Raw genomic sequence first — 19,526 nt, forward strand, 5'->3', positions numbered from 1 at the left:
CCGAGGGGTCGAGACACGCCGCAACCGCGCTCGCGCGCGCGGCGTGTCTCGACCCCTCAGTGGACGGTCAGTCCTCGTCGGGCTCTTCCGGCGCGCCGCCCGAGGCCGTGTCGGCCTCCTCGTCGGCGCCGGGCGTGCCCTGGGTGTTCTGGTGGTCGGCGTCGTGCAGGTCGTTGCTCACGGGATCGCTCATGTCGTCCTCCTTCGGTGTGAGTGGACCTGCACCGTACGTCCGCTCCGACGCGTCCGCGCAGGGGGTTGACTCCCTCGTTCCCCATGCCCGTTCTCCTGCACCGATCGGTGCAGAATGCCGCTTCTGGCGCTCCTTTGCCGGCGTTTCGCACCGATCAGTGCGTTACGTCACACATTCCAGCCGCGCACCGCGTGGATCACTGCGGTCTTCGGGTACTCGCCGCCCGGCTCCCCGAGCTCGAACAGATCGATCATGAGGAACATCGGATGCCGCGGCGTCCGGGCCGCGCGGAACACCACGACGCCGTCGCAGCCGATGACCGTCTCGCCGTCTCCCCAGATCGCGGTCCAGGTGTGCGGGGTGCGGGCGTCGTGATCGAGCGCGACCTCGACCATGTCGGTCACGAGCCGGTCGTCGCCGTGCGCCTTGATGCCGCAGCGTGCCGTCCACTCCGTCGCGCCCGGCCGCGCGTCGATCTCGAAGATGCAGACCTCTCCGCGGTCGTGCTCCGACTCGTGCTCGGTGCCCACGAGCCACGCCGCAAGCATGCATCCGGGGTCGTCGCTCGCGCTCACCGTGATGTCGACGCGCCCGCGGCGGGGCGCCCACGACAGCCGCGTCGGAACGGCTGTGCGCACGGTGAGCCCGTCGGGGCGATGCCGGTGCGTGCCGCGGGCGGATCCGGCGGGTCCGCTGAACGATCCGGTCTGCAGGTTCGACACCCGCATCGGAGCGTCCTCCGGCCGCCAGTCGGGTTGGTCGGCGTCGATCCGCAGCACCAGCCCCTCCGGCCCCGTCGCGTATCGCGCCTCGGCGCGCTCCGGCGTGGTCCAGTGCGCGAGGTAACTCGTCACCCACAGGTCGGGGTCGGGGCCGTCGGCGAAGTCGTCGACGATGTCGGGCTCGCGGTCGGGCGGGGGAGGGAGCAGCTCGGGCACCCCCTCATCCTCCCCGGCTGGACCGAAATTCGCTGACGCGCGATCCGTGAAATCGGATGCTCATGCTCACCGGTTCGCCCGGGCGTCGTCGATCCCCCGGGCGAACCGGTCGAGCGCGGCGGCGACCTCGGCGGGGTGGGTGAGAGCCGCATAGTGCCCGCCGGGCACCTCGACGGGGTCGCTCCCCACGCGTTCGCGCACGACCCGGCGCATGAACGGCGCGGGGAAGAAGTTGTCGTCGGCGCACACGATCCCGATCGTCGGGATCGACGGCAGACGATCGCCGGGCCACGGCTTCGACAGCCACGCGCCCTGTTGGTCCCGTTCGCGTCGACGCGCTTCGTCGGCCAGTTCCCGCGGCACACCGTTGTAGAACGAGACCTCGGGGTCGTCGTCGACGCTCTCGCGGTCGTGGCCGGTGTTCGTCCACCACTCCATGAAGGTCTCGCCGGGCTGCGGGATCATCGCCGAGAAGAACACGAGTCCGTCCGCCTCGAGCGCCTCCGCCGCGAGGGGAGCCGTGAAGCCGCCGAGCGAATGGCCGACGACGATCACGTGCTCGCGGGTGCCCACGGCCTCGACGATCGTGCGCACGTAGTCGGAGAGCTCGGCATCCGATCGTTCGGTCGGGAGGTCGACCGCCACCGCCTCGTGCCCGGCGCGCTCGAGGTGCGGCGCGACCAGGTGCCAGTCCCAGCCCGTCGATCCGCCGCCGTGGATGAGCGCGAAGGTCGCCATGGGGTCACGGTAGTCCGGCGCGCGGCATCCGCACCAGGCCTTCCGGTTCGCCCGCCCCGGCGCGGGCGAACCCCCGTAGCCTGGACGCATGTCGACCCCCGCATCGCGCACCGCCCTCGAAGTCGCCGACTGGCGACGCCGTGTCTTCGCCCTCTACGCCGCCGTGCGCGAGGCCGATTCGCCCGAAGACGCCCACGAACTGTGGCGCATCGAACGAGACGACCTCATGCTGCACCATCCCGCCACGGCGTTGCTGCCCGAGGACCGCGTGATGTTCGAGGGGCTGCCGATCGCCTCGTACGACGCGCAGTGGCGGTTCGAGCTGCCGATCCTCGAGGCCGAGCCCGGCGGATTCGACTTCGCGACCGGCACCGACGGCGTCGTGCCCTTCGAGCGCATCGGTCGGGTCGAGGTGCCGGATGCCGGTTCGCTCGACGTGTGGCGGTTGACGACCTACGGCGGCGGGCTCTTCATCCCGGTGCGCGATGCGCTCGCCGGCAAGCCCGGCGGCACCTACGGCGGCGGACGCTACCTCGTCGACACGATCAAGGGCGCCGACCTGGGATCGGATGCCGCGGGCGGAACGCTCGTGCTCGACTTCAACTTCGCCTACAACCCGTCGTGCGCCTACGACCCGGCGTGGGCCTGCCCGCTCGCCCAGCCCGGCAACGTGCTCCCCGTCGCGGTGCCGGTCGGGGAGATGTACGCGGGCTGAGCTCTCCTCGCAGACCTCATCTCGTGGAGACCGACTCCCCGGCCGCGTCGACCGGAGCAGCGGCATCCGCCCGGTGCAGCGTCTCGGGCAGCACGGAGATGCCGATCAGTCCGATGACGCTCAGGCCGACGAGGTAGCCGGCGACCAGCCAGGGAGCGCCTCCGGAGAGGCCGACGAGTGCGGTGGCGACCAGAGGGGCGGTGCCGCCGACGAGGGCGGCCGGGATCTCGCGCGAGATCGCGATGCCGCTCCAGCGCATGCGGGTGGGGAAGAGCTCCGCCAGCATCGCCGCGGACACGCCGATCGTCGCTCCCTGCACGATGGCCAGACCGAGGATCAGGCCGAGGGCGACCAGTACCGAGTTCTCGGTCTGGAAGAGCATGAACATCGGGAACGCGAAGGCGATCGCGAAGATCGCCGCGCCGATGAGCACGGGCTTGCGGCCGATGCGGTCGGCGAGACGCCCGAACCCGAGGGTGGCGGGGATGGTGAGCAACTCCGCGACGATGAGGCCGATGAGAGCGTGCGTGGGGTTCACCGAGAGCGTGCCGGTCGTGTACGAGATCGAGAACGTCTGCACGACGTAGACCCAGGGCAGGGCGAACACGAACAGCGCCATACCGGCGAGCAGGGTGCGCCAGTGCGAGCGCACCGCCGTGACCAGCGGCGCACGCGTCACCTCGCCATCGCGCTCGGCGGCCTCGAACGCCGCGGTCTCCTTGACGCGCAGGCGGAAGTACAGTGCGAACGCCACGATCACGATGCTCGCGATGAACGGGATGCGCCATCCCCAGGCCTGGAACTGCTCGACCGGCAGCAGGCTGATGAGGGCGAAGGTGGCGGTGGCGAGTGCCATACCCACGTAGACGGATGCTCCGGGGAAACCCGCGATGAAGGCGCGTTTGCGCGTGTCGGACGACTCGCTCGCCATCGTCATCGCGCCGGCGAACTCCGCACCCGCGCCGGCGCCCTGGAAGAGGCGCAGGACGATCAGCAGGATGGGCGCCCAGATGCCGATCGTCTCGGCGGTCGGTAGCAGGCCGATGAGGGTCGTCGCGATGCCCATCATGAGGAGCGTGGCCAGGAGGGTGCCCTTGCGGCCGATCCGGTCTCCGAAGTGCGCGAACACGAGGCCGCCGATCGGGCGGGCGCCGAAGCCGACGGCGAACGTCGCGAACGCCCCCAGCAGGCCGGCGAAGTCGCCGCCGCCCGGGAAGAACAGCGGCGCGAAGATCAGGGCCGATGCGAGCCCGTAGAGGGTGAAGTCGTACCACTCGATGATGGTTCCGACCGAGCTTCCGATGACGGCCCGTCGGCGTTGTGCGCGGGGGTCCAGTCCGGGGCGATCGATGTCGTCGGCGATGTCGATGTCCATGGCACTCCTGTGTGTCGAGGTGGAGGTCCGCGCGCCGACGTCCGTCGGTGGGCGCGCGAACCTCACTCAGGCTAGACAGATCGTCCACAGGTCTTCATGTGCCCAGGACACAGGGTCGGATGCTCGAAATGAGTGCACCGCACATGCGCGGCGTCCAGCGCGGCCGATCGGTGATAGCAGCATTCAGTCGTGCGTTCAATGGCTCCCGGGAGATCGCGCCGGGGTGGAACCATCGGAGCATGGATGCCGCAGTCGTGGTCGAGGTCCCCGCGGGGCATGACGAGGCGCTGCTGCGGAAGCTCGTAGAGGCTGCGGCAGGCGGGGATCAGGAGGCCATCGCCCAGGTGTACGACCTCACCTGCGTTCCGGTTCTGCGTCTCATCCGCGACGTCGTCGACCACCCGACGGTCAGCGATGAAGCCCTTCAGGCGGCATACCTCGAGATATGGCGTCGCGCGCACGAGGGCGCTTCGACGCGGGGGTCCGTGATCGGGTGGATCTCGGAGATCGCTTACGCGGAGTCGGTGGCCCGGCGCGCTCCGGGGGCCTGGCGCCCGTTGCCGGATGAGCAGCGCCGATGCCTCGCGCTCGCACACTACTTCGGTCTCTCCCAGGTCGAGATCGCATCGGTGACCGGCACGACCCTCGCGATCGTTCGCGCGCTGACGCGCGCCGCGCTCACGAACATTCGGGGCGAGTCCGGCCCCGAGCGCATCGCCGAGCTCGCCAGCTGACGGTCTGCCGGAGCGACCGGCCGACGAGGGACTCGTTACCGCGCCGTCTCGCTCACCCGGGGCCGCGTGAGACGCGGCACCAGCACCGGCGTGCTGTCACGGTAGGCGATGTAGTCGGCGCGATCGCCCCACTTCTTCTCGGCGCGCGCCTCGAGCAGCGGGATACCGCTCACGCGCGTGAGCAGCAGGATCACGAACAGCGGCGAGAGCACGGCGACCCACTGCCACCCGGTGAGCACGGGCGCCGCGGTGATGAAGACTCCCACCCAGATCACGATCTCACCGAAGTAGTTGGGGTGGCGCGACCGCGACCACAGACCGGTGCGGATGAACTCGTCCCGATTGCGCGGGTCCTTCCGGAACGCCGACTTCTGGGCGTCGGCGACGATCTCGACCACCATGCCGAGAGCCCACACGACGACCCCGACGATGCTCAGCCATCCGAGGGGCGGCCGGGCCGCGGCATCCGTGCTGATCGCGATCCACGCGGCCGCCGCCGTCAACGACACCCATGCGCCCTGGATCACCCACACCTGCAGGAAGCGCAGTGGCGAGCCCTTGATCTCGTCGAATCGGCCGTCCGATCCCGCCTTGTGCACGCGCATGGCGAGGAACGAGCCGAGGCGCGCGGCCCACAGCATCACCATGCCCGCGAGGATCCAGCTGCGCGCGTCGGGCATCGGCGTCAGCAGCACCAGAACCACGGAGATCACGAAGAAGGTGGCGCTGCCGGTGAGGTCGAAGAAGCGCTCGGTGCGCAGGAGGAATGCGGGGATGAAAGCGAGGATCTGGATGACGAACGCCGCTGCGACCGCGACCGCGAACAGCGGGATGCCGCCGACGGATGCGCCGTTCTGACTGCCGGCGAGTGCGACGAGCGCGCCGATGACGAGGGCGGCGACGATCGCGATCAGCGAGGTGCGGGAGGAGCGGGTGTTCGTGGGCGTCGGCGACGACATGGCGTTCTTTCCGTTTCTCAGGGGTTCAGAGGTAGAGGTCGTTGACGGTGACGGCGGCGCGATCGAGCACGACGTTCCGCTTGAGCTTCATGGTGGGGGTGACGAGTTCGCGGTCGTCGAGGTCGGCGAGCACGACGCTGAAGCGGCGCACCTGCTCGCTGTGCGCCACGAGTGCGTTGGCGGCGTCGACGGCGCGCTGCAGGTGGGCGCGCAGCGCTGGATCGGCGACCGTGCGGATGTCGTCGATCGGACCCGAGGGGAGGGCGATGCCTTCGGCGGATGCCCAGGCCCGCGTCTGCTCGGGATCGAGGAGCAGCAGCGCCGACAGGTAGGGCTTGCCCTCGCCGACCATCACCGCGTGCGAGACCAGCGGATCGGCTTCGACCGTGCTCTCCCAGCGGGTCGGCACGACGGTCTTGCCGTTCGAGGTGACGATCACGTCTTTGAGCCGGCCCTCCAGGAACAGTCGGCCCTGGTCGTCGAGTCGCCCGAGGTCGCCCGTGCGGAAGAAGCCGTCGATGAAGGCATCCGCGTCGTGCGCCGGATTGCGGTACCCGTCGAAGACGCCGACACCGCGGGCGAGGACTTCGCCCTCGTCGCTGATGCGCACGGTGAGTCCGGGCAGGGGCGTGCCGACACTGCCCGAGGCGATGAGGCCCGGCAGGTTGCCGGTGAGCGGCGCCGTCGTCTCGGTCAGCCCGTACCCCTCGATGACGGGCACGCCGAGGCCGCGGAAGAAGAGCGAGAGCTCGGGGTCGAGCGCGGCTCCGCCCGAGAGGATGTAGCCGACCCGCCCGCCCATCACGGTGCGGAGGCGGCGGTAGAAGAGGGCGTCGAAGAAACGGTGGCGCAGACGGAGCCCGCGGCGGTTCGGGATTCTCCGACGCGCGTCGATCCGCTCGGCGCGGCGGCCCCAGGCGACGGCCGTCTCGTGAGCCTTCGCCCAGACGCGACTCAGGCCCTTGTCCGCAGCCTTCGTGGCCGCGGCCGCCTGGATCTTCTCCAGCACGCGCGGCACGACGACCAGGAACGTCGGGCGCAGCGTGTCGAGGGTCGACACCACCGTGGACGGGTCGGAGAGGTGCGCGATGCGCATGCCGCTGGCCAGGCAGATCAACTGGAGTCCGCGGGCCAGCACGTGCGCCAGCGGCAGGAAGATCACGGTGTTGCCGTTCTCGTTCACGATCTCGCGGTACGCCGCGGCGATGTTGAGCACCTGGCCGAGGAAGTTCCGATGCGAGAGCACGACGCCCTTGGGTTCGCCCGTGGTGCCCGAGGTGTAGACGATGGTCGCGGCGTCGTCCTGCGTGGCGTGCGTTCGGCGTGCCTCGACTTCGTCATCGGCCACGTCGGTGCCCGACGCGACCAGGTCGGCGAGGGTTCCGGATGCCGCGGCTCCGGGGTCGTTGTCGTGCGGGGTGTCGGCGTCCATCGTCCACGCGCCGAGCGTCGGTGCGCCGGACTGCACGAGAGCCGCCTGCAGGAGCTCGGCGTGCGCCGGGCTGCCGCCGATCGCGAGGCGCACACCGGCGTCGGCGACGATCGCGTTCACCTGCGAGGGTGACGACGTCTCGTAGATCGGCACGACGACGGCACCGGCGAACCAGGCGGCGAGATCGGCGACGGCCCACTCGTAGCGCGTCGGCGCCATGATCGCGATCGGATCACCGGTGCGGATGCCGCGGGCGATGAACCCCTTCGCGAGGGCACGCACCTCGTTCGCGAACTCCCGGGTGGTGACCGGCCGCCAGGCATCCCCGTTGTCGACCTCGAAAGCCACGTGGCCGGGGGCGGCGGCGGTGCGCGCGACCAGCAGGTCGGTGACGTTCCGGTAGCCGTCGAGCGCTGCCAGCGGTGGGGTCGATGATTCGATCATCGGGTGCTCCTGTCGGTCCGACGGGCGCGCGGAGATCGCCCATCAGCCCTTGTTCGGAACCGGAGGGGTTTCGGATGGAACGAGGATGCTGCCGGATCGCCGAGCGTCAGAAGGGCGGCGATCACTCAGCAGCGCTCAGGGCCGTGCGGATGCCGCGACCGCGGGTGATCCGACCGGCTTCTCATCGGTTCCCTTGATGACCCAGTGCACGACAACGACGGCGAGGATGCCGATCACCGGACCGAGGATGCTGGCCCAGGCGCCGCCCATCGGGGCGAAGCCGACAGCGAACACCGAGATGTCCCAGAGGCCGTGCAGAGCCATGGCCCAGATCAGGGAGCCCGTGACCCGACGCACGATGTAGAAGCAGGTGCCCGACATCGCGGCGATCACGACCTGTCCGAGTGTGCCCGCGACGGGAGCGCCGAGTGCAGCGTTGATCATGTGCATCGCGCCGAAGAGGACGGAGGTGAGCAGCCACACCCACACCTCGGAGAAGCGGGAACGGAGCGCCGTCAGCAGCAGGCCCCGCGACATCAGTTCTTCGCAGAAGCCGACGGCGAGACCGAGGGCGAGCAGGGAGAGGAGGAACGACGCGTCGAACTTCGACCAGTCGGTGTTGAAGAGGTTCACCACGGCGACGACGAGCATGAGCGCGGGGACGAAGATCGGCCACTTGTGGTGCGACCGCTTGCGCTCGAACAGCGCGGGTCTCCACCACCCCAGCAGCCATGTGGTGATCGCGAGGAGCACCGCGCCGACCGCCAGATCGAGGACGGCTCCACGCCAGGTGAACTCCGCGGAGGTGCCGATCTGCGTGTACGCGACCCCGCTCAGTTTCGATACGACGAAGATGACGAGCACGTAGCCGAGATAGATCGCCAAGCCGATCCAGACGCGAGGGTGGACGCGCATGAGGGGGTGCCTTCCGGTCAGCGAACCAAATCGATATTTCAACATATCGGGAGGCGTCGCAGCGGCTGCACGACGACACGAGGCAGATGCGTCTCGACGTCACATATGGAGGGGCTGACGGGAATCGAACCCGCGCTGTCTGCTTGGGAAGCAGAAGTTCTACCATTGAACTACAGCCCCGCACCCCACATCCTCGCGGAACGGGGTGACGCCAGCCTACCCGCCGTCCGCCGCATGACCAAAGCGCTCCGCCCGACGCGGTTCCGCGCCATGATGGGGACATGGGCAGTGTCATCGGGGAGCTTCTCCCGTTCGCGCTCGGCATCGCGATCAGTCCGCTGCCGATCATCGTCGTCATCCTCACGCTGTTGAGCCCGAAGGCGCGCACGAGCAGCGTGGGCTTCTCGATCGGGTGGGTCGTCGGCATCCTCGCCGTCATCGGTGTGCTCACGGCGCTGTCGACGTTCCTGCCCGACCGCGATGATTCGCACCCGAGCATCGCCGCCGGTCTGGTCAAGCTCGCGCTCGGCGGACTGCTGCTCGTGCTCTCGGTCGCCCAGTGGCGCAAGCGCCCCAAGGGCGACGAGACACCGAAGCTCCCCGCGTGGATGCAGAAGGTCGACTCCCTCGGATTCGGCGGAGGGCTGCGCTTCGGCCTGTTCCTCGCGGTCGTGAATCCGAAGACGTTCATCTTCAGCACGAGCGTCGCCATCGATCTCGGTACGTCCGACCTCACGGCCGATGAGCTGCTCATCCCGTTGGTGGTGTTCGCGTTGATCGCGGCATCCACCGTGCTGGTGCCCGTCGTCGCCTACGCGATCGCGGCCGAGCGCCTGCGCGCCCCGCTGAGTTCACTGCATGTCTGGTTGAGCCGCGAGAATCACACGATCATGTGCGTGCTGTTCCTCGTGCTCGGGTTCTCGGCCATCGGCAGTGGTCTCGGCATCCTCTGGCCGTAGGCGCGCGAGCGGATGCTTCGATGCTGGTGAAACCGTCGAAGACGCACCTCCGGAGCCTCCCGGAGGTGCGTCTTCGAATTACCGCGTCACACTCACGAGCGGATGCTCAGTGCGAGGCGAGGCGAGGCGAGGCGAGGCGAGGCGAGGCGAGGCGAGGCGAAGCGAATCAGTATGCCGTGATGCTGGGGAACGCCATGTACGGGGTCTTGACGCTGACCTTCACCGTGCCTGAGTAGCGGAACGAGCAAATCTTCAGCGATCCGGTCTTGGTCGTTCCGCTGCACAACGTCCGGCCGCTGCTGGTCTTGACCGTGTACGGCATCGCCTTGGTGCGCGACACGTTCGCGGTGACCCGGAAGTGGATGGCTCCGTTTGCCTTCGTCGTAAGCTGACACGTCGTGCTCGACGCGCTTCCGCAATGGGCCTGCGTCTTGTTCGCCGCGGTCGCCGCCTGCGGCACGGCCACCGACCCTGCCAGCACCAGGCCTGCGAGCAGTGCTGCCTGCCAGCGTCCCGTCTTCTTCATCGAGTTCTTTTTGGTGATCGTCGTCATCGACATGTTTGTTCTCCGGTCATTCTTCTTCGGGGGATACCGGGCCCGGGGTGAGCCCGTTGTCTACCAGACGGTGGGCCCATGAGAATCGGTCGCGATCCACCGGTATGCCTCGATCGCATCCGCTGGCAACGCAGAAACGCACCTCCGGAGGGGTGCCGGAGGTGCGCTTCTGTTGTTCAGATCAGGCGGGGGAGCTGATCAGGAGGTGGTGATCCGTGCTCCCGCCGACCAGTCCTTTGAGACGGTGATCTTCACCTTGCCCTTGTATCCGCCCAGGTAGCAGGCCTTGCTGCCACCGTTGACGGTGATCTTCCCTGAGCACATCGTCGTGCCGCCCAAGGTCTTCACCGTGTAGCTCTTCGACTTGGTGCGGTTGCTGGTATCGATCGCCCGAATGGTGATCTTGCTCTTGGCAGACACCGTGGTGGAACAACTGTAGCCGTCGGCTCCACAGGTCTTCGTCGCAGCGCTCGCCGCCTGAGGAACTGCCACGCTCCCGCCTGCCACCACGAGGGCAGCGAGCGCGAGTGCTGCCCAGCGGCTCTTCTTCGCCTTCGTCCTGTCGGTCTTGGCCATTGTCGTCATCGACATGTCTATCTCCGGTCGTTCTTCTTCATTGATCAACGAGCCCGGGGGTGAGCCCGTTGTCTATCCAGACGTTGTGATTATTCGAATCGGTCGCGATCCACCGGCATACCTCGGCGGCACCTCTCCGAACGGCGAGACAACTAGGCTGAACCCGTGCTTCTCAGCGACCGCGACATCAGGGCAGAACTCGCATCCGGCAAGATCGGGCTCTCGCCGCACGACCCGGCGATGGTGCAGCCGTCGAGCGTTGACGTGCGCCTCGACCGGTACTTCCGGCTGTTCGACAACCACAAGTACCCCTTCATCGATCCCTCGGTCGATCAGCCCGAGCTCACCCGTCTGATCGAGGTCGACCCCGACGAGCCGTTCATCCTGCACCCGGGCGAGTTCGCGCTCGGCGCGACGTTCGAGCAGGTCAGCCTGGCCGACGACGTCGCCGCCCGCCTCGAGGGCAAGTCGTCGCTCGGACGCCTCGGACTCATCACCCACTCCACCGCCGGGTTCATCGACCCGGGTTTCACCGGACACGTCACGCTCGAACTCGCCAACGTCGCGACGCTGCCGATCAAGCTGTGGCCGGGCATGAAGATCGGGCAGCTCTGCTTCTTCCGCCTGACCTCGCCCGCCGAGAACCCCTACGGCTCCGGCCCCTACGGCAATCGGTACCAGGGACAGCGGGGGCCGACGGCATCCCGTTCCTTCCAGAATTTCCATCGCACAGACGTCGGCGTCACAGACGTCGGAGCCCTCGGAGGCTGACATGACCAGCGACAGCACCACCCCGCCCGACCCCGACAAGCGCGAGAACGGCGAGGCGGATGCCGTCGTTCCGCCGCCTCCCGTCTTCGACGATGCCGCGGCCGCCGCGGTCGTGCCGCCGCCCCCGGTCTTCGACGACAATCGGGCCGACCTCGTCGTGCCCCCGCCGCCTGCGTTCGACGGTCCGCTGACCGGTTCGGTTCCACCGTTGTCGGCGTCCACCGACGACATCGTTCCGCCGCCTCCCGCTTTCGAGGGAACGACCGGTGACGCTGTGGTCCCTCCGCCGCCGGCGTTCGACGGAGATGCCGCGGGTGCTCCGGCATCCGCATCGCTGCGTCGGCGTACCCCGCCCGCGTCGGTGCCCGCCGTCGTTCCCGACGCCGCGTCGACGGCGCCCGAGCCCGACCCGGCATTCGTAGCACCCGAGGTTCCGGCATCCGGCGGGTACCGGGCGTGGACCGTCGCGATCTTCAGCATTCTCGTGTTGCTGCTCGCCGGGGCGATCGCCCTCGTCATCTACCTCGCGACGAGCACGACCCTGAACATCCCGGGCTTCGACGATGCCTCGTCCGACCACGGATCGGGCACCCTCGTGGCCTCGGCGCCGGTGTCCGGCTCCGACGCTCTGCCGATCTGAGCGTTCATAACTCCGGAGAAACGGGACTCGAAGGCCCGGAAACCCGGATTTCTGGGGTTGCGGCGGGCGGTTGTGAGGAGTTGTGAACGGGGAGCGTGGCACTAACTCAGGACGGATGCCGTGAATCGGCGCAGTTTCGGCCGATTCGACGGGTGTGAGCGCCATTCTTCCTGAGTTGGGTACAGGGGCACGACGAGAGAGGGGCGGATGCCGAAGCATCCGCCCCTCTCTCGATGGGGTGACTCGGGTCAGGCGTCGCGTCCGCGGCTGAAGCCGGCGTCGAAGCCGCGCTCGTAGGCGTGCTGCGCCAGGCGAGCGGCGCGGTGCGGACCGTGCCCGCGGTGGTCACCGTGGGCGTGGGGTCCGTGACCGCGCTCGCCGTGGGAGCCGTGGCCGCAGTCCGCGTCGTGGCCGGAGCCGTGTCGGGGGCCGAAACCGTCACGGCGGCCGAAGCCGTGCCGCGGGCCGGCGTGCTTTCCGAAGCGTCCGCGGGGGCCGAAGCCATGGCGGCGCGACCGGGGGAGAGGAGTCTCCTCGTCCCACCCGAAGGCGCGGGCGATCTTCTCGAGCGAGGCGAGGGTGGTGGCGAGCTCGTCTTCGGAGACGGCTCCCGTGACCTTCGCGCGGATGCCGTCGACGATCGCGCCGAGGCGGTCCTTCGCGGCGCGTCCGTCATCGGTGAGCGTCCAGCCGTCGCCGTCGGCGATGACCCAGCCGCGCTCGATGAGGCGGTGTAGCTTGTGATCGTTCAGGGGGCGTCGCGCCGGCATCGTGCCGTCGACGACGTTGAGGAGGCGCCAGTCTCGGCGACCGACCTCATCGCCCTCGCGGTCGAAGGCGGCGGCGAACTCGGCCGCCATGAGGCGGCCGACGGCCTTCAGCCAGTAGCCGAAGGGGCGGGTGGTGTTCTCGGGGTTCAGTTCAGAGGTGTTCATGGGTTGCGTCCTTTTGCATGTCAGGGTGCACGTGTATGTCACTGTGCATGTACATGTAGTGTGACATGCGATGCGAATGCATGTCAAGTCGCATGTAAAATCGATGTGTGAGCACCGAAGAGATCGACCCCGCCGAAGCGATCGCCCAGGCCCTGTCCCGTCTGCGCGGACGTCGGCCGGGCGACCGGGGCGACCGCGGGCCCCACGATCACGGTCACGGCGGTCCGCACGGCTGGCACGGCGGACCGCGCGGGGGAGAGCGCGGGGGACCCTTCGGCCACGGGCACCCCGGCATGCCCCCGTGGATGGGCGATCCCTCCGGCCGCCTCGGCGGCCCCGCGCGCATGCGGATGCTCGAAGCCCTCGCCGCCGCATCCGCACCGCTCAGCGTGAGCGAGCTCGGCGCGGCGATCGGCGTCGACCAGCCGCGCGCCTCGCGGCTCGTGCAGCAGGGTGTCGACCATGGGTTCCTGCGGCGCGAAGCCGATCCCGATGACGCCCGTCGCACGCGCATCGCACTCACCGACGAGGGACGCAGCCTCGCCCGCGGCGTGCGGGGCGAGAGGCGTCAGCTGCTCAGTGGCGCGCTCGCGGCGTTCACCGACGAGGAGCGCACCGAGCTGGCCCGTCTCCTCAACAAGCTCGCCGACAACTGGCAGCGCTAGCCCGCGGGGCTCCGATCAGCGCGGCGCCTTCACGGGCAGCAGCAGCAGGAAGCCGATGATCAGCACGATCATGATGCCCAGGATGCCGAAGGCGGTCTGCGCCGTGAGCACGATGAGCAGCGTCCAGGCGCCCGAGGCCATCCAGCTCGCCGCGCGGCCGGTCGTCGCGTAGAGGCCGAAGATCTCGCCCTCGCGTCCGGCCGGGGTGACCCGGGCGAGGAACGAACGCGCGGCGGCCTGCGCCGGTCCGACGAACGCGCACAGGACGAGTCCGCCGATCCAGAACACCATCGCCCCGCCGTCGCGCAGCAGGAAGACCGCGAGTCCCGCGACGATCATCGAGCCGATCGACACGAGGATGATGCGCTTCGGGCCGACGCGGTCGTCGAGGCGCCCGGCGAGGATCGTCGAGACCCCGGCGATGAGGTTCGCGGCGATGCCGAAGATGATGATGTCGTCGGTCTCGAAGCGGAAGACCGCGGTGCCGATGATCGCCCCGAACGCGAAAACTCCGCCGAGGCCGTCGCGGAAGACGGCGCTCGAGAGCAGATACCAGAACGTCGGGCGCGTCTCGGGGTCGCGGTAGAGACCGGCGACATCCTTCACGAGCAGCACGTAGGAGCGGAAGAATCCCACCTTGCGCTCGGGGCGGCCGAGCGAGGGCTCGGGCACGTTGAGGAAGATCGGAATGCTGAACACGATCGCCCACACCGCGCAGCCGACCGCGATCAGGCGGTAGACGAGACCGTTGTCGGTCGGCATCCCGAACCAGCCGACCGCGTTCAACGCCACCACGATCGCGAGGGCGATGATGCCGCCGAGATAGCCGAAGCCCCAGCCGAGACCCGAGATGCGTCCGACGTTCTTCGGGTTCGCGATGCCGATGAGCATCGCGTTGGAGTTGACCGCCGCGATCTCCTGGAACACCGTCGCCGCCGAGATCAGCGCGACGCCCAGCCAGAACAGGCTCGGCGTCGGCTCGACGAACCACAGCCCCAGCATGCACAGGATCAGGGCACCGGTGCCGATGCCCAACCAGAGCTTCTGCCGCCCCGCGGCATCCGCTCGCTGGCCCAGCACGGGCGCGAGCAGCAAGATGCCGAACGCCGCGATCGTCGATCCCATGCCGAGGCCCGAGGTCAGGTCGGCCTCGGCCGCCAGCCGCACCGGGTCGTTCTCGTCGAGCGCCGCGATGTCGGCGGGCAGGAACCCCTCGCCCACGAGATAGAGGGCGGTGAAGACGAAGGTCAGGATGACGGTGTTGAAGGGCTGCGTCGCCCAATCCCACAGCGCCCACGAGAAGACCTGCTTCTTGGGGGCCGGTGTCTCGCCGCGCAACTCGAGGCCGATGACGGCGACGGCGCCGCTGTTCGCCGTGGCGACCGGCTCGGGGACGCCGGGCTGGGATTCGGGTGCGCTCATGAATCGAAGTCTGGCCGCACCCGGTGAACGGTCGGTGACGGCGCGCCGTGCCGCAGGCCCCGGACGATCGGTCGGATGCCGTGGACGCGCGGTCGGGCGCGCTGCATCCGTGTGCACCAGGCTGAAGGCATGACGATCACCTCCCCCGTGCCCACCACCGCATCCGCCCCGGCCGGACGGATGCGCTACGGCGGGCTCATCGTCGTCATGCTCATGAGCTTCCTGCTCGTGACGGCGGAGTTCCTGCCCAACGGCGTGCTCACCGAGATGGCCACCGCGCTCGGCGTGACGCCCGGGCAGGCCGGTCAGACCGTGACGGTCACCGCGCTCGTCGGATTCATCGTCGCGCCGACCATCGGGCTCGTCTTCCCGCGCCTCGACCGCCGGTCGCTGCTGGTGTGGATGGCGCTCGCCGCCGCCGTCTCGAACCTCATCGTGGCGATCGCCCCCAACCTGATCATCGTGCTGCTCGCCCGGTTCCTGCTGGGGGCGGCGATCAGCGCCTTCTGGTCGATGTCGATCACCGTCGCGGCGCGCATCGCGGGCCCCGAGCGCCTCGGCCGCGCCGTGATGTTCACTGCCGCCGGCACCTCGCTCGCGACCGTCGCGGGTGTGCCGCTCGGCGTGATGCTCGCCGAGATCGTCGACTGGCGCACGGTGTTCGCGATCGCGGGCGTCGCCACCGGACTCCTCGCGATCGCCCTGCGCGCACTGCTGCCCTCGGTGCCCGCGGCGCAGGCGTCGAGCATCCGTCTGCTGGTCGATACGGTCCGTCAGCCCGGTATCGGACTCGGTCTGATCGGTCACGTCTTCGTCGTCCTCGGGCACTTCCTCGCCTACACGTACGTGCGGCTCGCGCTCGAGCGCATTCCCGATGCGGATGCCACGACCATCGTCGTGCTGCTCGCGCTGTTCGGCGCCGGAGGTCTGATCGGCAATCTCGTCATCGGTTTCGTGATCGACAAGACCTTCGCGTTCTTCGCCGTGCTCGCGCCCCTGGTGATCGCCGTGTCAGTCGCCTCGATGTTGCTGCTCTCGGGCTCGGTCGTCGGCATCGCGGTCGTCGTGTTCGTGTGGGGCTTCTTCTTCGCCTCGTGGCTGATCGTGGTGAACACGTGGGTCGGGCATCGCATGCCGTCGCGACTGGAGGCCGGCGGAAGCCTGGTGGTCGTCGGATTCCAGGGCGCCATCATGCTCGCGGCCGGACTCGGCGGATTCCTCGTCGACGGAGCCGGGGTCGAGCTCGCCTACGTGCTGGGGGCGTCACTCCTGGTCATCGGCGCCGTGCTCTTCGGGCTCTCGAACCGCGTGCGCGGCTGAGCCCCGGACGAAAACCCAGACCGGTCGAGTCTCCCTCGGCGTGTCCGAGGGGGACACGCCGAGCCTCGACCGTGACGTCTCCGTTTTCGCTCGCGAGAGGCTATGCAGAGACCGGCGTGCGGTGGGCCAGGCGCCACGATGACGGGGTCATGCCGGTGCGTCGGCGGAAGGCGCGGCTGAACCCCTCGTCGGAGGCGTAGCCCAGAGCGCGCGAGATGTCGGACACGGACCGCCCGGCGTCGAGCATCCGCTTGGCCTGATCGACGCGCACCTCGGTGACGTACTCGGCGGGGGAGCGTCCGATCGCGCTGCGGAACCGCTCCGCGAAGGTCGAGCGCGACATCGCGCCGACGCTCGCGAGGCGCTCGACGGTCCAGTCGCGGCCGGGCTCGTCGTGGATCGCGTCGATCACGCGGTCGAGGAACGGGTCGCTCGACGTCTGCAGCCATCCGGCGGGCGCGCAGCCGTTCTCGGCCCACGCACGGATCACCGACAGGAACACGGTGGTCGCCATGAGCTTGCAGATCACCGGGTCGGTGCGCCGGAGCGGGAACTGCGTCGGGTCGACGAGTCCCATGCCGGCGGCGAGCGTGGCGGCGGCGGGTTCGAGAGCGTCGAAGCCGGTGACGGTCACGAGATCGGGCAGCAGGGCGAGCAGCGGGGATGCCGCGTCGGCGAGTTCGATGTCGAGCACGATGAGAGTGGTGTCGCCGTCGGCCTCGAGAGCGAAGGGGGAGCCGCCCCGTGTGAGGAAGGCGTCGCCGGAGACCAGGAGATCGCGCGGTGCGCCGGCATCGACCGACACCTCCTGCGAGGAGCGATCGACGTCGAGGCGGCATCCGGCCTGGAGCGGCGGATGCCCCGCCACCCCGCCCTCGGCGACGTAGACGAGCGTCATGGCGTCGGGCATCATCGGCAGCAGCTCGCCCGAGGAGATGGGGACGCGGCGGGCGAAGCCCACGCGGAGGTCGACGGTCGCGAGCACGCGCGCCAGAGCATCCGCATCCACAGTCATGCTTTCGGAAACGCGGTCGTGCCCGGCCTTATTCCGCTCATAGGAGCCGCCGATACCCTGGAACCACCCCCACCCGAGGAGTCCCGTGTTTCGAACGCCCGACCGCCTGTACCGAGTTCTCGCGATCGCGGAGGCGATCACCTGGACCCTCCTGATCGGCGCGATCATCGCCCGCGCCCTCGGCGCCCCGGGCATCGTGGTGACGATCGGCGGAGGCATCCACGGGTTCGTGTTCCTCGCCTACGGGGCGACCGCGCTGCTCGTCGCCGTCAATCAGCGCTGGCACATCGGGGTCGCGATCCTCGCGGTCGCGAGCGCCGTGGTGCCGTATGCGACGATCCCCATGGAGATCTGGCTGCACCGCACCGGGCGCCTCGCGGGAGCCTGGCGCCTCGAGGCCACCGACGACCCGCGCGACCGCCGCTGGTACGACCGCCTCATGCGCTGGTTCCTGCGTCGGCCGGTCGTGCTCGTGCTCCTGCTGGCCGTGGCGATCGTCGCCCTCTACGTGATCCTGCTGATCGCGGGTCCTCCCGGCGGCAAGTGAGCGCGTCCGCACCGCTCAGGGCGTGACGACGACCGAGTTGGTGTCCGCGATCTCGGCGAGCACCGCCGCGGGGTCGCCGGTCGTGCAGTCGACGATGACGTACAGCCCGACGCCGACCTCGCTGAACGCACGAGCCGCCATGATCCACGTGCGACCGGTGTCCTGGCCGACCACCTGGCGGTTCTCGACCGCGTCGTTGCCGCCGACCTGGTAGCTGAACGCGCCCGTCGTCGCGTTCGGGGTGATGTCGTCGGGAGATCCTCCGAGGACGGCGGCGATGACGGCATCCGACGTGGCGCTGTCGTCGCCGGCGACCTGCATGTCGGCACCGATCGTGCCCTGCCAGAAGTGCGCGGTGCAGGAGCCGTCGACCGTGGCGTAGCTCCAGTTTCCCTGCCCGTCGTCGGGCGAGGCCATCTCCCACCCCTCGTCGACGAGCAGTCCGTCGCCCCACTGGATGTAGGCGGTCGACGGGAGGGAGAGACCGTCGTCGAACGACAGCGTGGTCGGGATGCCGTCGGCGGTCGACGTCTCCTCCGGCGCGGGGGTGGTCGTGTCCTCCGCTGCGGGCGCGTCGGCGGGGATCTGGGCGTAGATGCAGCCGCTCAGCGGAAGGAGGGCCGCGGTCACGACGAGGGCGGCGGCGAGACGGGGGAGGGGCATCGAGGGCATACGGGGAGCCTAATCACTCGCGTTCACCTCGCACAGGGGCAGGACTGCCCATGCGGCGTCAGTGCGAGGTCGCGATCCCGAGTCCGTCGTGCACGATGACCGCCGCGACCCGCGCGCCCGCTCCCGCCGCCACGATCAACTGCTGGGGGCCGGGCGCCGCCGCATCGCCCGCCGCGTACAACCCCGCGACGTCGGTGCGCCCGGAGCGATCGGTGAGCAGGTGGCCCGCGGCGTCGCGCGCCGGGTCGATGCCGTCGAGGAAGGGCAGAGAGGCATCCCACTCCGGGCGGACGAAGCCGCCCTCGATCGCGACGGAGGTGCCGTCGGCGAGCCGCACGGCCTCGAGCTGCCCGCGGTCGCCGACGAGCTCGACGATCGGATGCCGCTGCACCACCGCTCCGGCGGCGGCGAGTTCGGCCTCCTCCTGCGCGCTCACGACCGAGGCTCCGTTCGTGAACACCGTGAGGCTCTCGGTCCAGCGCGAGATCAGGCGGGCGCGGTCGGCGAGGTCCGTCGTCTCGCCGATGAGGGCGAGTGTGCGCCCCTGCAGCTCCCACGCATCGCAGGCGGCGCAGCTGAACAGGCTCATGCCGTAGAAGCCGCGCAGATCCGGCACCGCGGGGAGCGTCTCGCGCAGGCCGGTCGCGATCAGCACCGCCGGGGCGGATGCCGTTCCCGCGGGCTCGCGGCGGCCGATCTCGGCCGTGAACCCGGCATCCGTCCGTCGCAGCGAGACCACCCGCACCCGTGAGCGGATCTCGACGTTCGGATACGCCGCGAGCTCCGCGCGGGCGAGCCGACGCAGCTCGTGCGGCGGGATGCCGTCGCGCGTCAGAAATCCGTGCGAGGCGAGTGTGGCGGCGTTGCGCGGCCGGTCGGCGTCGACGACGAGCACCCGGGCGATGGAGCGGCCGAGGTTGAGGGCGGCCGAGAGTCCGGCGGGGCCGCCGCCGATGATGATCACGTCGTATTCGGTGTGGTCCACAGCATCCTTCGGGTAAGGCT

The 19,526-nt window shown here is 69.5% G+C and carries 22 protein-coding genes and 1 tRNA gene; 8 read left to right on the forward strand and 15 right to left on the reverse strand.

All coding sequences use genetic code 11. The annotated features are described in order from the left end of the window. Positions 1–67: 67 nt before the first annotated feature. From WFJ97_RS11430 to WFJ97_RS11440, 3 genes are all read right to left on the reverse strand, one after another. A complete protein-coding gene (locus WFJ97_RS11430) occupies positions 68–193 on the reverse strand; it encodes a hypothetical protein (protein ID WP_281731258.1) in 126 nt (41 codons plus the stop codon). Between the two features lie 167 nt (positions 194–360). Then, positions 361–1,131 (reverse strand): hypothetical protein, encoded by a 771-nt coding sequence (locus WFJ97_RS11435; protein ID WP_336641570.1) that lies wholly within the window; start codon positions 1,129–1,131, stop codon positions 361–363. Between the two features lie 66 nt (positions 1,132–1,197). Beyond that, complete coding sequence (locus WFJ97_RS11440) at positions 1,198–1,869, reverse strand: alpha/beta fold hydrolase (RefSeq protein WP_336641571.1); 672 nt, start codon at positions 1,867–1,869, stop codon at positions 1,198–1,200. A gap of 88 nt (positions 1,870–1,957) precedes the next feature. Between WFJ97_RS11440 and WFJ97_RS11445 the strand changes: the two genes are divergently transcribed. Next, positions 1,958–2,584, forward strand: coding sequence for a DUF1684 domain-containing protein (locus WFJ97_RS11445; RefSeq protein WP_336641572.1), 627 nt, complete (start codon positions 1,958–1,960; stop codon positions 2,582–2,584). A gap of 16 nt (positions 2,585–2,600) precedes the next feature. Here WFJ97_RS11445 and WFJ97_RS11450 read toward each other — a convergent pair whose 3' ends face one another. Then, complete coding sequence (locus tag WFJ97_RS11450) at positions 2,601–3,959, reverse strand: MFS transporter (protein ID WP_336641573.1); 1,359 nt, start codon at positions 3,957–3,959, stop codon at positions 2,601–2,603. Positions 3,960–4,198: 239 nt separating this feature from the next. Here WFJ97_RS11450 and WFJ97_RS11455 point away from each other — a divergent pair, with 239 nt between their 5' ends. Further along, on the forward strand, positions 4,199–4,693 hold the full coding sequence (locus tag WFJ97_RS11455; RefSeq protein WP_336641574.1) for a sigma factor-like helix-turn-helix DNA-binding protein: 495 nt from the start codon (positions 4,199–4,201) through the stop codon (positions 4,691–4,693). Positions 4,694–4,728: 35 nt separating this feature from the next. On the opposite strand, the gene WFJ97_RS11460 is transcribed toward WFJ97_RS11455, so the two are convergent. From WFJ97_RS11460 to WFJ97_RS11475, 4 genes are all read right to left on the reverse strand, one after another. Then, positions 4,729–5,652: a DUF1295 domain-containing protein gene (locus tag WFJ97_RS11460; protein ID WP_336641575.1), complete on the reverse strand. Its 924-nt coding sequence runs from the start codon at positions 5,650–5,652 to the stop codon at positions 4,729–4,731. Between the two features lie 25 nt (positions 5,653–5,677). Next, on the reverse strand, positions 5,678–7,528 hold the full coding sequence (locus WFJ97_RS11465; protein WP_336641576.1) for an AMP-dependent synthetase/ligase: 1,851 nt from the start codon (positions 7,526–7,528) through the stop codon (positions 5,678–5,680). 135 nt (positions 7,529–7,663) lie between these two features. Continuing rightward, entirely contained in the window at positions 7,664–8,443 is a 780-nt protein-coding gene (locus WFJ97_RS11470; RefSeq protein WP_336641577.1) for a CPBP family intramembrane glutamic endopeptidase, read from the reverse strand. Between the two features lie 106 nt (positions 8,444–8,549). Next, positions 8,550–8,623 (reverse strand) — tRNA-Gly (locus tag WFJ97_RS11475). Positions 8,624–8,724: 101 nt separating this feature from the next. Here WFJ97_RS11475 and WFJ97_RS11480 point away from each other — a divergent pair. After that, positions 8,725–9,402 (forward strand): GAP family protein, encoded by a 678-nt coding sequence (locus tag WFJ97_RS11480; RefSeq protein ID WP_336641578.1) that lies wholly within the window; start codon positions 8,725–8,727, stop codon positions 9,400–9,402. Positions 9,403–9,568: 166 nt separating this feature from the next. Here WFJ97_RS11480 and WFJ97_RS11485 read toward each other — a convergent pair whose 3' ends face one another. After that, positions 9,569–9,955 carry a hypothetical protein gene (locus WFJ97_RS11485; RefSeq protein ID WP_336641579.1) on the reverse strand — a complete coding sequence of 129 codons (387 nt, stop codon included), beginning with the start codon at positions 9,953–9,955 and terminating at the stop codon, positions 9,569–9,571. Between the two features lie 201 nt (positions 9,956–10,156). Beyond that, on the reverse strand, positions 10,157–10,534 hold the full coding sequence (locus WFJ97_RS11490) for a hypothetical protein (RefSeq protein ID WP_336641580.1): 378 nt from the start codon (positions 10,532–10,534) through the stop codon (positions 10,157–10,159). Between the two features lie 165 nt (positions 10,535–10,699). On the opposite strand from WFJ97_RS11490, the gene dcd reads away from it, so the two are divergent. Together dcd and WFJ97_RS11500 are read left to right on the forward strand one after the other, a co-directional pair. Continuing rightward, positions 10,700–11,305, forward strand: a complete 606-nt coding sequence (gene dcd / locus WFJ97_RS11495; RefSeq protein WP_247624321.1) for a dCTP deaminase — start codon at positions 10,700–10,702, stop codon at positions 11,303–11,305. Between the two features lies 1 nt (position 11,306). Continuing rightward, positions 11,307–11,945 (forward strand): hypothetical protein, encoded by a 639-nt coding sequence (locus tag WFJ97_RS11500; protein ID WP_336641581.1) that lies wholly within the window; start codon positions 11,307–11,309, stop codon positions 11,943–11,945. A 248-nt stretch (positions 11,946–12,193) separates the two neighbouring features. On the opposite strand, the gene WFJ97_RS11505 is transcribed toward WFJ97_RS11500, so the two are convergent. Continuing rightward, positions 12,194–12,880, reverse strand: a complete 687-nt coding sequence (locus tag WFJ97_RS11505) for a hypothetical protein (RefSeq protein WP_336641582.1) — start codon at positions 12,878–12,880, stop codon at positions 12,194–12,196. A 107-nt stretch (positions 12,881–12,987) separates the two neighbouring features. Here WFJ97_RS11505 and WFJ97_RS11510 point away from each other — a divergent pair, with 107 nt between their 5' ends. Continuing rightward, positions 12,988–13,545, forward strand: a complete 558-nt coding sequence (locus WFJ97_RS11510) for a MarR family winged helix-turn-helix transcriptional regulator (protein ID WP_336641583.1) — start codon at positions 12,988–12,990, stop codon at positions 13,543–13,545. A gap of 15 nt (positions 13,546–13,560) precedes the next feature. On the opposite strand, the gene WFJ97_RS11515 is transcribed toward WFJ97_RS11510, so the two are convergent. Next, positions 13,561–14,967 (reverse strand): MFS transporter, encoded by a 1,407-nt coding sequence (locus WFJ97_RS11515; RefSeq protein WP_336641584.1) that lies wholly within the window; start codon positions 14,965–14,967, stop codon positions 13,561–13,563. A 129-nt stretch (positions 14,968–15,096) separates the two neighbouring features. On the opposite strand from WFJ97_RS11515, the gene WFJ97_RS11520 reads away from it, so the two are divergent. Next, entirely contained in the window at positions 15,097–16,287 is a 1,191-nt protein-coding gene (locus tag WFJ97_RS11520) for an MFS transporter (RefSeq protein WP_336641585.1), read from the forward strand. Positions 16,288–16,387: 100 nt separating this feature from the next. Here the strand turns inward: WFJ97_RS11520 and WFJ97_RS11525 are convergent, their stop codons facing one another. After that, positions 16,388–17,302: an AraC family transcriptional regulator gene (locus tag WFJ97_RS11525; RefSeq protein ID WP_336641586.1), complete on the reverse strand. Its 915-nt coding sequence runs from the start codon at positions 17,300–17,302 to the stop codon at positions 16,388–16,390. 85 nt (positions 17,303–17,387) lie between these two features. Between WFJ97_RS11525 and WFJ97_RS11530 the strand changes: the two genes are divergently transcribed. Further along, positions 17,388–17,849: a DUF3817 domain-containing protein gene (locus tag WFJ97_RS11530; protein WP_336641587.1), complete on the forward strand. Its 462-nt coding sequence runs from the start codon at positions 17,388–17,390 to the stop codon at positions 17,847–17,849. Between the two features lie 15 nt (positions 17,850–17,864). Here the strand turns inward: WFJ97_RS11530 and WFJ97_RS11535 are convergent, their stop codons facing one another. Both WFJ97_RS11535 and WFJ97_RS11540 read right to left on the reverse strand, forming a co-directional pair. Then, positions 17,865–18,521: a hypothetical protein gene (locus WFJ97_RS11535; RefSeq protein WP_336641588.1), complete on the reverse strand. Its 657-nt coding sequence runs from the start codon at positions 18,519–18,521 to the stop codon at positions 17,865–17,867. A gap of 58 nt (positions 18,522–18,579) precedes the next feature. Beyond that, a complete protein-coding gene (locus WFJ97_RS11540) occupies positions 18,580–19,506 on the reverse strand; it encodes an NAD(P)/FAD-dependent oxidoreductase (RefSeq protein ID WP_336641589.1) in 927 nt (308 codons plus the stop codon). Between the last annotated feature and the right edge of the window lie 20 nt (positions 19,507–19,526).

Origin of the sequence: Microbacterium sp. USHLN272, assembly GCF_037149655.1 — a bacterium.
Taxonomy (GTDB): Bacteria; Actinomycetota; Actinomycetes; order Actinomycetales; family Microbacteriaceae; genus Microbacterium; species Microbacterium galbinum.

Excerpts from the sequence above, each read along its gene's own strand:
- WFJ97_RS11480 (WP_336641578.1), top strand. The coding sequence starts at position 8,725 with ATGGGCAGTGTCATCGGGGAGCTTCTCCCGTTCGCGCTCGGCATCGCG.
- WFJ97_RS11455 (WP_336641574.1), top strand. The coding sequence starts at position 4,199 with ATGGATGCCGCAGTCGTGGTCGAGGTCCCCGCGGGGCATGACGAGGCG.
- WFJ97_RS11470 (WP_336641577.1), bottom strand. The coding sequence starts at position 8,443 with ATGCGCGTCCACCCTCGCGTCTGGATCGGCTTGGCGATCTATCTCGGC.
- WFJ97_RS11505 (WP_336641582.1), bottom strand. The coding sequence starts at position 12,880 with ATGAACACCTCTGAACTGAACCCCGAGAACACCACCCGCCCCTTCGGC.
- WFJ97_RS11430 (WP_281731258.1), bottom strand. The coding sequence starts at position 193 with ATGAGCGATCCCGTGAGCAACGACCTGCACGACGCCGACCACCAGAAC.
- WFJ97_RS11460 (WP_336641575.1), bottom strand. The coding sequence starts at position 5,652 with ATGTCGTCGCCGACGCCCACGAACACCCGCTCCTCCCGCACCTCGCTG.
- WFJ97_RS11440 (WP_336641571.1), bottom strand. The coding sequence starts at position 1,869 with ATGGCGACCTTCGCGCTCATCCACGGCGGCGGATCGACGGGCTGGGAC.
- WFJ97_RS11500 (WP_336641581.1), top strand. The coding sequence starts at position 11,307 with ATGACCAGCGACAGCACCACCCCGCCCGACCCCGACAAGCGCGAGAAC.
- WFJ97_RS11520 (WP_336641585.1), top strand. The coding sequence starts at position 15,097 with ATGACGATCACCTCCCCCGTGCCCACCACCGCATCCGCCCCGGCCGGA.
- WFJ97_RS11445 (WP_336641572.1), top strand. The coding sequence starts at position 1,958 with ATGTCGACCCCCGCATCGCGCACCGCCCTCGAAGTCGCCGACTGGCGA.
- WFJ97_RS11525 (WP_336641586.1), bottom strand. The coding sequence starts at position 17,302 with ATGACTGTGGATGCGGATGCTCTGGCGCGCGTGCTCGCGACCGTCGAC.
- WFJ97_RS11450 (WP_336641573.1), bottom strand. The coding sequence starts at position 3,959 with ATGGACATCGACATCGCCGACGACATCGATCGCCCCGGACTGGACCCC.
- WFJ97_RS11490 (WP_336641580.1), bottom strand. The coding sequence starts at position 10,534 with ATGGCCAAGACCGACAGGACGAAGGCGAAGAAGAGCCGCTGGGCAGCA.
- WFJ97_RS11485 (WP_336641579.1), bottom strand. The coding sequence starts at position 9,955 with ATGACGACGATCACCAAAAAGAACTCGATGAAGAAGACGGGACGCTGG.
- WFJ97_RS11465 (WP_336641576.1), bottom strand. The coding sequence starts at position 7,528 with ATGATCGAATCATCGACCCCACCGCTGGCAGCGCTCGACGGCTACCGG.
- WFJ97_RS11535 (WP_336641588.1), bottom strand. The coding sequence starts at position 18,521 with ATGCCCTCGATGCCCCTCCCCCGTCTCGCCGCCGCCCTCGTCGTGACC.
- WFJ97_RS11515 (WP_336641584.1), bottom strand. The coding sequence starts at position 14,967 with ATGAGCGCACCCGAATCCCAGCCCGGCGTCCCCGAGCCGGTCGCCACG.